Here is a 12,119-nt window from a genome sequence, read left to right as displayed (position 1 = left end):
TCGTCAACGTAAACGTCCGCCACTGACCCGTTCGATGGCCGACAGGTCGCGCCATGAGGCAACCTCGGTCAGTCCCGCCTGGCACAGCAGCGTGCGCACCGCTGCCGCCTGCTGATAGCCGTGCTCAATCAACAGCCAGCCACCAGCTCGAAGATGCGCGGCAGCACTACCGACAATATCGCGAATACACGCCAGACCGTCACCGCCGACGACCCCATCGGTCAATGCCAGCTGTGGCTCGAATGGCAATCCATTCTGCTGCAAGTGCGGGTCAGCGTGCGTGACGTAGGGCGGGTTGGCGACGATCACATCGAAACGCTGCTCCCCGAGCGGAGCGTACCAGTCACCGGCAAGGAAGTTGATCGCGACCTCGTGCATCGCTGCGTTGCCACTGGCTACGGCCAGTGCTGCTGGCGAAAGATCAACCGCGGTAAGCACCGCTGCCGGGCATTTCCAACCAAGCGTCACCGCCAGAACGCCCGAGCCCGTGCCGAGGTCGAGAATCCGCGGCGCAGGCAAACTCTGCACGCGCGCGAGCGCGAGATCGACCAGCAGCTCAGTCTCGGGGCGCGGAATCATGACCGCCGGCGTGACCATGAATTCCAGACCGTAGAACCCTGCCGAGCCCAGGAGATAGGCCAGCGGCTCGCCGCCAAGGCGACGCCTGACCAGCACCTCGAGGGTGGCAAGTTGCGCCGCCGACAACAGGCGCGCCGAGTGCGCAATCAGATCGGCGTGCGTGCAGCCGGCGACGCGCTCCACCAGCAGTCGTGCATCGAGGCGATCGATGCGCTGGCTGGCCGAGCGCCACGCGTCGCCGATCCCGATCATCGTCGCCGCCGACATTCGGCGCCAATGCCGCGACGAAAGCGGCGGCCGGCGCAGGGTCTCGTCCGCTGCATGCTGAATAGATCGTCCGAAGCAGTGTCAGGAATCGCTGTCGGCGAGCATCGCCAGTTGATCGGCCTGATGTTCGGCGTTCAGGGCGCCGAGCAGATCGTCAAGATCGCCGTCCATGATCGCCTCGATCTTGTAGAGCGTCAGGTTGATGCGGTGGTCGGTGACCCGGCCCTGCGGAAAATTGTACGTTCTGATCCGTTCCGAGCGATCGCCACTGCCGATCAAATTCCGTCGCTCCGAGGCGATGCTCTCGTGTTGCGCGCGTTCCTGCATGTCCCTGATACGGGCGCCCAGGACCGACAGCGCCTGCGCCTTGTTCTTGTGCTGCGAGCGATCATCCTGGCATTCGACGACGATCCCGGTCGGCAGGTGGGTGATCCGCACCGCCGAATCGGTCTTGTTGATGTGCTGCCCGCCAGCACCTGAAGCCCGGTAGGTGTCAACGCGGATTTCGGCCGGGTTGATCAGCACCTCCTCCAGTTCGTCGCCCTCGGGCATCACCGCCACTGTACACGCGGAAGTATGAATCCGTCCCTGCGTTTCGGTCTCAGGGACACGCTGCACGCGGTGGGCGCCCGACTCGAACTTGAGCCTCGAGTAGACGCCGTTGCCGATGATCCGGGCAATGACTTCGCGGTAACCGCCGAGGTCAGAGACGCTGGCGGAAATCACTTCGACCTGCCAGCGCTGCCGTTCGGCATAGCGCGTGTACATGCGAAACAGACTTCCGGCAAACAGCGCCGATTCATCACCGCCGGTTCCGGCACGGATTTCAAGAAAGACATTGCGCTCGTCGTTGGCGTCCTTTGGCAGCAGCAGCTTCTGGAGATCGCTCTCGATCTGCGGCAGGCGCTCCCTGGCGATGGCCACTTCCGCTTCGGCCAGTTCGCGCATTTCCGGATCGGCGAGCAGCGCAAGCGCCGACGACAGGTCAGCCTCGGACCCCAGCCAAGTGTGGTAAAGAGCGACCACCGGGCCAAGCTCGGCGTACTCGCGCGACAGCTTGCGGTATTCGTCCAGATCGCGCGTCGCGTCGCTGCTGGCCAGCATCCGATCAAGTTCGTCGAGGCGGCCGCTCAAATGCTCAAGTTTGTCGCGAATGCTCTGGTTCATCAGGAAATGGTTTCAAGGGTTCAAGCAGGATCAAGCAGGATCAAGCGCGCGAACGCAGGCGGGAAGAATCAGCGAAGGATGGTCGTCAGCCATCGAAACCCGCTACTCGCCGAGGCGGGAATCCGGATGCAGGTGAAACAAGCGCCCGACCAGCGCCGGCAACTCGTCCCGACCATCACCGGCCTGCGCCAGGGCCTGCGTTGGCGCGTGCAGGAACTTGTTGGTCAAGCGGTGCGAGAACTGGTCGAGAACCCGCACCGGGTCGTCGCCTCTCGCGAGCAACTTGAGCGCGTGCTCCATTTCGTGGCGGCGCGCGCGTTCGGCGGCATCGCGGAGCGAACGAATGATCGGCACTGTACCACGCGTCGCCAACCAGCGCAGGAAACCATCGACCCGCTCGCTGATGATCGCCTCGGCGTCCACCACCGCCGCCTGCCGCGACTCGATACCGGACTCGACCACTTGCGCCAGATCGTCGACGGTATAGAGGAAGACGTCGTCCATCTCGCCCACTTCGAACTCGATGTCGCGCGGAACGGCCAGGTCGACCATGAACATCGGGCGGTGGCGGCGAACCTTGATCGCCCGCTCGACCATGCCGAGGCCGAGGATCGGCAAAGGGCTGGCGGTGCACGAGACGACGATATCGAACTGCGCCAACCGTTCGCCGAGTTCCTCTAGCCGGATCGCCGTTCCGCCAACGCGATCGGCAAGCATCAGGCCGCGCTCGACGGTCCGGTTGGCGATCGCCACGTGCCGTGGTTGCTGGGCGCAGAAATGCGTCGCGCACAGTTCGATCATCTCGCCCGCGCCGATGAACAGAATCCTCTGGTCGGCGATACGCTCGAAGATGCGTTCGGCCAGGCGCACCGCGGCGGCGGCCATCGAGACGATGTTGGCCCCTATCGCGGTCGTCGAACGCACCTCCTTGGCGACCGCAAAGGAGTGCTGAAAAAGCTTGTGCAAAGTCGTACCCAGCGTCCCCGCCTCCTCGGCAGCGCGCACCGCTTCCTTCATCTGGCCGAGAATCTGCGGTTCGCCGAGAACCATCGAATCGAGTCCGCTGGCCACGCGAAAAGCGTGGCGAACGGCGTCCCGTTCGGGATAGGTATAGAGGTAAGGTTCGATCTCGTGGCGCGCCAGTCGATGATAGGCCGCCAGCCACTGACTGGCCGCCCCGGGCGTATCGCCGGCAAAGTAGACTTCGGTCCGGTTGCACGTCGACAGAATCGCCGCCTCATGCACCGCCTGGCAACGCGTCAGGTCGGCCAACGCCTGCTGCACCGTGTCGGTCTGAAACGCGATCTGCTCGCGAACCGCAAGTGGCGCCGTGTGGTGGTTGATGCCAAGGGTAAACAGCGCCATGCGTAAGAGGGGGTAGGCAAGTCAGCGGGCGATTATAGCACCCGCTCTGCCAGCCTCCCGGAGCGTCAGGTGCTGCCCGCCTGTTGCCTGCTGCCGACCAACCGGGTCAGGCGACGTCCCGCGCGGGTTTGCCGACAAAGTAGCACAGCGCGTAGTCCACACCGAAGACCATTAAGCGAGAACGCGCAACCCAGATCGCACACCGCGTCCATGAAGGTACGGGCGGCGGAAAATCGGACACCGCGGCGGTTTCGGTGATGTCAAAAACATCCTGGCTCGGTAGCAGCGGGCTACGGGCGAGTCACGAATTTCATGGCGAGAAGCGCTTCAATCACACGCGCATGCTACCCGACAACTCCGCCACAGCCCTTGCTGTCAGTTCCTCGAACCGGCGCAAGACGCGGCAGGAGCGAAGACTGCCCCCCTGCACCTTCGCCAACGGCGGCGCGCTGGGAAAAAAAAAGCCACGGCGTGCCGTGGCATCCACTTCCGGCGGCAGGTCAGGCCGGCGTCGGCTGCTTGCCGGAAGCCCCTGCGCTCTCCATCCACCGCTTGATGCGATTCGCATCACCAATGCGAGTTTGCTTGCCAGCCGAATCAAGCAGTACGATCACTACCGGTCGGTCCGCTACGCGTGCCTGCATGACCAGGCACTTGCCCGCTTCCTGAATGTAGCCGGTCTTCGACAGACCGATCTCCCAAGTCGGGCTTTTGACCAGCTGATTGGTATTGTGGTACTCGAGTTCACGCCCTTTCACCTCGGCCGTCGCGCCGGAGGTCGTCGAAAACTCGCGAATCAAGGGGTAGCGATGTGCGGCCGCGACCATTCGCGCGAGGTCGCGTGCCGTGGAGACGTTGTTGCTGGTCAAACCGGTGGGGTCCTCGAAATGCGTCCGGGCCATCCCCAACGACGCGGCCTTGCGGTTCATCGCCGCCACAAAAGCCGCCAGGCCGCCTGGGTAGTGACGTCCTAGCGCGTGCGCCGCACGGTTTTCAGAAGACATCAACGCCAGCAACAAAGCCATCTCGCGCGTCATCACTGTTCCCACCTGGAGGCGCGAACGACTTCCTTTCAAGTAGTCGACATCCTCATCGGTGATGGTAATCGACTCTTGCAGATTGGGCATGCTATCGAGCACCACCATCGCCGTCATGACCTTGGTTATCGAGGCAATCGGAACCACGGTAGTGGCGTTCTTCTCGTAGAGGGTTTCGCCACCATCCTGCGCGACTACCAAAGCCGAGCCCGAGTGTACCGCCAGGTTGCCCGGTTCCTGCCAGGGGTCGGCGTCGCCGGCGAAGACCCGGTTGGCAGTCCGGTGCTTCCTGGCGTCGCTGGTGTACCTTTTCTTTTCGGCCTGGGGAGCAGCATGGCTGCTCTTGGCGACGCGCGCGGACTTGGCCTTCACCGCGCCCTTGTCCCTATGCGCCACTGTCTTGGTCGCGCTCTTCTTGGCCACCGGAGGCGCCTTCTGGGCTGTCCGCGCTTTGCTCTTCTGTTCTTCGGCCTTGCTCTTGGCCTTATCCACGGCGTGCGCGGCTTCAATCGACATCAGGCCACCACCCAACAGGGCGCCCGCCAGCAACACTGCTCTGAGTATCATCCGCATTTCCAGCCTCCTGCACGATCTACAATTCGTCACAATTCTACCGCAGCTCGTCTTCCGAGAAAACCATACATTCAGGAAAATAAGGAGATAGATTGACTATGTAATGTAGCATATCAAATACATTCAGGCATCAAGAAAGGCCTTGACGTCTTCCTGGCGAGCCATCGTGTCCCCATAGCCGAGATCGATCAGTGCGCCAGTGTACGATTTTTCGAAGAGCAGATAGCTGGTCAGCGCACCGCCGCGCCGGTTCATTGCCCCCAGCCCCCGGAGCAGCAGTCGCACCGCCCATGGCAGTGCTCTGGCATGGCGCGCGGCCAGTTGATCGAGACTCTCGGATGGCGCGATGATCAGTGACTCGATCGGCCGCAGGCCTACTTCGCCACTTTCTCGCAACGCATCGGGAAGCCGCGCCAGGGTCCGGTTGATGCGCTCCATACGCTCGATATCGACGGCCAGACTGTCCAGGAAGATCGACGAAAGCGCATGGCCCGCAATCTGAGCCAGACTCGGGTAGGTGCGCGAACTTTGCCGTTGACTCACTTCATTGATCTTGCCGACGCCGATGACCATGATCTTGTCGGCCCCCAGGTGGATTGCCGGTGAGATCGGCGCCAGTTGCCGCATCGAACCGTCACCAAAATACTCGCGATTGAGATGTACGGCGGGAAAGATGAAAGGGATCGCGCTCGAAGCCAGCAGATGGTCAACCGACAATTGCGTTCGACAACCGATGCGCTGCGTTCGCTGCCAGTTCTGCACCTCCGGATGGGCCTCGAAAAAGCTGACGCCGTCGCCGGTCGCATACCCTGACGCGGTAATGCTTACGGCGTATAGCGTCCCTTTGGCCAACGAGCGCTCAATGTTGCGGAAGTGCAGTTTCTGTTCAAGAAGACGACGCAAGGGCCGATTGTCGAGAAGCGAACGCGGACTACGCCTGAACGCCCAGCCGAGCAGGAAGGCGCTCAGCCAGTTGGCCATCGCCAGGCCGATTCCGATCGGGTCGGCGCGATAGATCTGGCCGGCGCGCATATTGCGCCAGACATCTTCCATGGCATTGACCGCATCACGAAAGTTGTGGGCATGACAGGCCAGCGTCGCCGCATTGACGGCGCCCGCCGAAGTGCCGCACAAGATCTGAAACGGGCTTCGGCTGCAGTCGCCAAGCAAGTCGCGAACAGCGCGCAGGACGCCAACCTGATACGCGGCACGCGCGCCGCCACCACCGAGAATCAGCGCCATTCTACCGCTGGCCATCGGCCCTCATCACTACCTGGTTTTGAGAGGTGGGGTTCTCGACACGCGTTGGAGGAACACGCCCAAGCGCCACCGATGGGCCGCCCAGCGCGTTCAGCGTTCGTTCATCAGTTTGTCGACCACCGCCAGGGCGGTCATGTTGACCAGCCGTCGAACGGTCGCGGTCGCCGTCAGGATGTGCGCCGGCTGCGCGGATCCCAGCAGGATCGGGCCAATCGTGAGGTTGTCACCGGCAGCGATCTTGAGCAGGTTGAACGAAATGTTCGCCGCGTCGAGGGTCGGCATGATCAGCAGATTGGCCTGCCCCTTCAGCCGCGCATCACTCGGAAAAACACGCTGCCGGATCTGATCGTCGATCGCCGCGTCACCGTGCATCTCGCCCTCGACCTCGAGGCGCGGCGCACGCTCCTTCAGCAAGCGCAACGCTTCGCGCATTTTCAGCGCCGTTGGCGTGTTCTCGGAGCCGAACGACGAATGCGAAAGCAGGGCGACACGCGGCGTCACGCCGAAGCGACGCACTGCGTCGGCAGCCAGCAGAGTCATGTCAACCAGCTGTTCCGCCGTCGGCTCGTAGTTGATGTAGGTGTCGGCGATGAACAGCGTGCGATCCGGCAGCAGCAGCACACTCATCGCATAGAGCCCCCGGACGCCCGGCGCCAGGCCGATGACGTTCTCGACATACTCGCGGTGCACGTGGTGGCGACCGAAAGTGCCACAGATCAGCCCGTCTGCGTCGCCCATGCGCACCATCAGCGCGCCGAACAGGGAGGGATGACGCCGCACCTCGCGCTTGGCAAAATCGGCCGAAACGCCCTTGCGCTCCATCGTCCGCCGATACTCTTTCCAGTAAGGCTCGAAATGGTGCTCAAAGAAATCATTGTGGCCGGCGCAAACGATGTCGAAGTCAACACCCGGACGGACCCGCAGGTTCGCCGCCTCCAGTTTGCGGGCGATGTCGCCCGGGTGGCCGATCAGAATCGGTTTCGCGATACCCTCGTCGACGATCACCTGGACCGCGCGCAGCACGCGCTCATCGCCCCCTTCCGCAAAGACGATCCGCCGGGGCGCCTGCTTGGCCTGCGAGAACACCGGCTTCATGATCAGGCCAAAGTGATAGACGAACTCGTCCAGGCTGTCCTCGTAGGCGTCCATATTCTTGATCGGCCTGGTCGCCACACCCGATTCCATGGCTGCCGCCGCCACCGCCGGCGCGATCTTGCTGATCAGGCGCGGATCGAAAGGATTCGGAATCAGGTATTCGGGGCCAAAATTGGAGACTTTCTCGCCGTACGCCTTTAGCGCCACCTCGGATTGCTCGACGCGCGCCAGTTCGGCGATCGCCTTGACCGCGGCGAGCTTCATTGCTTCCGTAATGGTCGTCGCTCCGACGTCGAGCGCACCGCGAAAGATGAACGGGAAACACAGCACATTGTTGACCTGGTTGGGGTAGTCGGAGCGCCCGGTAGCGATGATTGCATCACTACGCACCGCCTTGACGTCTTCGGGTGTGATCTCCGGGTTAGGGTTCGCCAGCGCCATGACCAGCGGTGACGGCGCCATCTTCGCCACCATTTCCCGCTTGAGCACGCCGCCGGCCGACAGCCCGAGGAAGACGTCGGCGCCACCGATCACGTCGTCGAGAGTTCGCGCGTCGGTCTGCTTGGCGTAACGCCCCTTGATCTCGTCCATGTCCTCGACACGGCCCTCATAGACCAGCCCCTTGATGTCGGTCACCCAGATATTCTCGACCGGGATACCCAGCATCACCAGCAGATCCAGGCACGCCAGCGCAGCGGCGCCAGCGCCCGAGGTCACCAGCTTTACCTTGTCGAGGTCCTTGCCCTGGAGGTACAGGCCGTTGAGGATCGCCGCACCGACAACGATCGCCGTACCGTGCTGATCGTCGTGGAAGACCGGGATCTTCATCCGCTCACGGAGCTTCCGCTCAACATAGAAGCACTCCGGCGCCTTGATGTCCTCGAGGTTGATGCCGCCAAATGTTGGCTCCAGCGAGGCGATGATCTCGACCAGGCGATCCGGATCAAGCTCTTCGATCTCCAGATCGAAGACATCGATGTTGGCAAATTTCTTGAACAGCACAGCCTTGCCTTCCATCACCGGCTTGGCCGCCAGCGGACCGATCGCCCCGAGACCCAGCACCGCCGTGCCATTGGTAATCACGCCGACCAGATTGGCGCGTGAAGTAAGCGTGCTGACTTCAGCGGGGACAGCGACGATCTCTTCGCAGGCCGCCGCCACTCCTGGCGAGTAGGCCATCGACAGGTCGTACTGATTGGTCAGTTGGGTGGTCGGCTGGATCGCGATCTTGCCCGGTCGTGGATTGCGGTGGTAGGCCAAGGCGGCAATCCGCAGCTGGTCTTTGTCTTTGTCTTTGTTCATGACTCTCTCCTGGCGGCATATCAAGCCAAAGCGGCTGCTTGTGGCTCCCCAACGGTCACTAGATCTCTGACTCCCGAGTGTCCCGCTCGACCCTCTCGGCAGAACGCGGCTTGTCTATCGATCGTCAGTTCCGGTCGGACCTGTGGCATAATTACACAAACCCTGACAACCTTGTAGCACCAGCATCCGGCATGTCAATCCCCCCTTGCTGCACTCGGTTTCTTCGCCAGCCGCGACCGACGCGTCGCCCCCGACTGGGCTGGACGGACCCTTCGGGTCCCTGCTCCGTTGGCCAGCCTCTGCGCGCGCCACGCCACGGCAAGCTCCGCTCCTCCACCTTCCTTCGAGAGTGATTACCATGAACCAGACTTTTTCCATCAATGCCCCGGACTACGTCAAACACGAACGCCTGAAACAATGGGTTGCCGATATCGCGGCCCTCACCGAGCCTGCCCAGGTGGTCTGGGCCGATGGCTCGCAAGAAGAATACGACCGGCTCTGCGCCGAGTTGGTCGCCGCCGGCACCTTCGTCAAGCTCAATCCCGAGAAGCGCAAGAACTCCTTTCTGGCCTTTTCGGACCCTTCGGACGTCGCCCGCGTCGAAGACCGTACTTACATCTGTTCCGAGAAGAAGGAAGACGCCGGCCCGACCAACAACTGGGAAGAACCGGCCAAGATGCGCGAGACGCTGAAGGGCGTCTTCAAGGGCTGCATGAAGGGCCGCACGATGTACGTGATCCCCTTCTCGATGGGACCCATTGGGTCACCGATCGCCCAGATCGGCGTCGAGATCAGCGACAGTGCCTACGTGGTAGTCAACATGCGGATCATGACCCGCATGGGCAAGGACGTCTTCCCGGTCCTCGGTACCGACGGCGCCTTCGTTCCCTGCGTGCACTCAATCGGCGCACCCAAGGAACCAGGCCAGAAGGACCCGCGCTGGCCGTGCAACCCGACCACCAAGTACATCGTCCACTATCCGGAAACGCGCGAAATCTGGTCCTACGGTTCGGGCTACGGTGGCAACGCGCTGCTCGGCAAGAAGTGCCTGGCGCTGCGCATCGCTTCGAACATGGCACGCGACGACGGCTGGATGGCAGAACACATGCTGATCCTCGGCGTCGAGTCGCCCGAAGGCAAGAAACACTACGTTGCGGCGGCGTTCCCGTCGGCCTGTGGCAAGACCAACTTCGCGATGCTGGTTCCGCCAGCCAGCCTGAACGGCTGGAAGGTCACCACCATCGGCGACGACATCGCCTGGATCAAGCCGCGCAAGGACAAGAACGGCGTCACCCGGCTGTACGCGATCAACCCCGAAGCCGGCTTCTTCGGCGTCGCGCCGGGTACCAACGAGCAGACCAACTTCAACGCCATGGCTTCACTGGCCGAGAACACCATCTTCACCAACGTCGCACTCACCGACGATGGCGACGTGTGGTGGGAAGGCATGGGGCCGGCACCGGCGCACGCAATCGATTGGCAGGGCAACGACTGGACCCCGGCGATCGCCAAGGAAAAGGGCACCAAGGCCGCTCATCCGAACTCCCGCTTTACCGCACCGGCGTCACAGTGCCCGTGCATCGACGACCAGTGGCAGAGCACCGAAGGGGTGCCGATCTCGGCCTTCCTGTTCGGCGGCCGTCGCGCCTCGACCGTACCGCTGGTCTGTCAGACCGTTGACTGGGATCACGGCGTCTATGCCGCCGCCACCCTTGGCTCGGAGACGACTGCCGCCGCCTTCGGCCAGCAGGGCGTCGTTCGTCGCGATCCGTTCGCGATGCTGCCGTTCTGCGGCTACAACATGGCCGACTACTACAGCCACTGGTTGAAGATGGGCAACGCCGCCGATACGCCGGTGCCGATCTTCATGGTCAACTGGTTCCGGACCAACGAACAAGGCGGCTTCGCCTGGCCTGGCTTCGGTGACAATGCGCGGATCCTCAAGTGGATCATCGACCGTTGCGAAGGCAAGGTTTCCGCAAGGAAGACGACGCTTGGCTGGATGCCCAATTACGAGGACATCGACTGGACCGGCGTCGACTTCTCCAAGGAAGAATTTGCCGGCGTGACCAGCCTCGACCAGCAGGCGTGGAAGAGCGAACTCGACGGCGTCAAGGAGTGGTTCACCAAGATGGGCGACAAGTTGCCTCCCAAGCTCGCCGAGATCCGCAACGAACTCGAGAAGGGCTTCCAGGCCGCCTGATCACGACGCGGTTTCGGTCGCCGAAAAGCCGCCTGCGGGCGGCTTTTTTGCGCCTCGACCCGCCTTGCGGGTAGACTGCCTGCTTTTCTCAAACTGCCATCGCCGAATCATGCCGACCTTCCCCGCCAGCCGCCTTGCCGACATCGCCCCCTTCCATGTCATGGAGCTGATGGCGCGCGCCAAGACGCTGGAAGCCGAAGGGCGCGACATCATTCACATGGAAGTCGGGGAACCCGACTTCCCGACGCCCGAACCAATTATCGCAGCGGCACAGGCACAGCTCGCCACCGGCCGCGTGTACTACACGGCGGCGCTCGGACTGCCCGAACTGCGCCGCGCGATTGCCGCGTTCTATGCCACACGCTACGGGATCAGCGTCCCTGCCTCGCGGATCGTCGTCACTGCCGGGGCATCGGGAGCGCTGCTGCTGGCCATGGCCTGCCTCTCAGAACCGGCTAGCGAATGGCTGCTGACCGACCCGGGTTACCCCTGCAACCGCAACTTCGTGCGCAGCTTCGAAGGGGTACCGGTCGCCGTTCCGGTGCACGCCGAAAACAACTTCCAGCCAACGCTCGCCGACCTCGAATGCTACTGGAACGAGCGCACCGCCGGTGCTCTCCTGGCTTCACCCGCCAACCCCACCGGCACCCTCCTCGACGATGCTTCGCTGGCGGCGATGGCGGAGTTCGTCCGCCAGCAGGGTGGGCAATTGATCGTCGACGAGATCTATCATGGCCTCACCTACGAACGCGAGGTACCAACGGCACTGCAATTCGGTGACGACATCTTTGTCGTCCAGAGCTTTTCCAAATACTTCAACATGACCGGCTGGCGCCTGGGTTGGCTGGTCGTTCCCGAGCGCTTCGGCCGCGACATCGAAAAGCTCGCACCGAATCTCTTCATCTCACCATCGACGCCAGCCCAGCACGCGGCGCTGGCCGCCTTCGAGCCGGCCACGATCAGCATCCTGGAAGCAAGACGAAACGAATTCCGGCGACGTCGCGATTTTCTTGCGCCGGCGCTTGCAGACCTCGGCTTCCGCCTGGCGCCAAAGCCGGAGGGTGCCTTCTACATCTACGCCAATTGCGCTGAACTGACCGACAACAGCGACCGCTTTGCACGCGAACTGCTCGAATCGGCCGGCGTGGCGATTACGCCCGGACTCGACTTCGGGAGCAACGCGCCGGAAGAGCACTTGCGATTTGCGTACACCGCCGGCGTCGAACGCCTGACCGAGGCAGTGGACAGGATCCGCCGATTTATTGGCTGAG

General features: G+C 62.7%; 8 protein-coding genes. 2 read left to right on the top strand and 6 right to left on the bottom strand.

Going from position 1 to position 12,119, the window contains the following annotated elements:
- Positions 1-3: 3 nt before the first annotated feature.
- The 6 genes from prmC to Q1L50_RS04475 form a co-directional block, all read right to left on the bottom strand.
- Positions 4-831, bottom strand: a complete 828-nt coding sequence (gene prmC / locus Q1L50_RS04500) for a peptide chain release factor N(5)-glutamine methyltransferase (protein ID WP_300336223.1) — start codon at positions 829-831, stop codon at positions 4-6.
- A 96-nt stretch (positions 832-927) separates the two neighbouring features.
- Positions 928-2,013 (bottom strand): peptide chain release factor 1, encoded by a 1,086-nt coding sequence (prfA, locus tag Q1L50_RS04495; protein WP_300336222.1) that lies wholly within the window; start codon positions 2,011-2,013, stop codon positions 928-930.
- A gap of 102 nt (positions 2,014-2,115) precedes the next feature.
- Entirely contained in the window at positions 2,116-3,378 is a 1,263-nt protein-coding gene (gene hemA, locus Q1L50_RS04490) for a glutamyl-tRNA reductase (protein ID WP_300336221.1), read from the bottom strand.
- Positions 3,379-3,878: 500 nt separating this feature from the next.
- Positions 3,879-4,967, bottom strand: coding sequence for a D-alanyl-D-alanine endopeptidase (pbpG, locus tag Q1L50_RS04485; protein ID WP_300336220.1), 1,089 nt, complete (start codon positions 4,965-4,967; stop codon positions 3,879-3,881).
- A 144-nt stretch (positions 4,968-5,111) separates the two neighbouring features.
- Positions 5,112-6,245 (bottom strand): patatin-like phospholipase family protein, encoded by a 1,134-nt coding sequence (locus Q1L50_RS04480; RefSeq protein WP_300336218.1) that lies wholly within the window; start codon positions 6,243-6,245, stop codon positions 5,112-5,114.
- Between the two features lie 93 nt (positions 6,246-6,338).
- Positions 6,339-8,645 carry an NADP-dependent malic enzyme gene (locus tag Q1L50_RS04475; RefSeq protein WP_300336217.1) on the bottom strand — a complete coding sequence of 769 codons (2,307 nt, stop codon included), beginning with the start codon at positions 8,643-8,645 and terminating at the stop codon, positions 6,339-6,341.
- A gap of 358 nt (positions 8,646-9,003) precedes the next feature.
- Between Q1L50_RS04475 and Q1L50_RS04470 the strand changes: the two genes are divergently transcribed.
- A complete protein-coding gene (locus Q1L50_RS04470; protein WP_300336216.1) occupies positions 9,004-10,848 on the top strand; it encodes a phosphoenolpyruvate carboxykinase (GTP) in 1,845 nt (614 codons plus the stop codon).
- A 109-nt stretch (positions 10,849-10,957) separates the two neighbouring features.
- Complete coding sequence (locus Q1L50_RS04465) at positions 10,958-12,118, top strand: pyridoxal phosphate-dependent aminotransferase (RefSeq protein ID WP_300336215.1); 1,161 nt, start codon at positions 10,958-10,960, stop codon at positions 12,116-12,118.
- Position 12,119 lies beyond the last annotated feature (1 nt).

The sequence above is a fragment of the Accumulibacter sp. genome (assembly GCF_029255145.1).
Taxonomy (GTDB): domain Bacteria; phylum Pseudomonadota; class Gammaproteobacteria; order Burkholderiales; family Rhodocyclaceae; genus Accumulibacter.
This window is presented reverse-complemented; position numbering and strand designations above follow the sequence as displayed.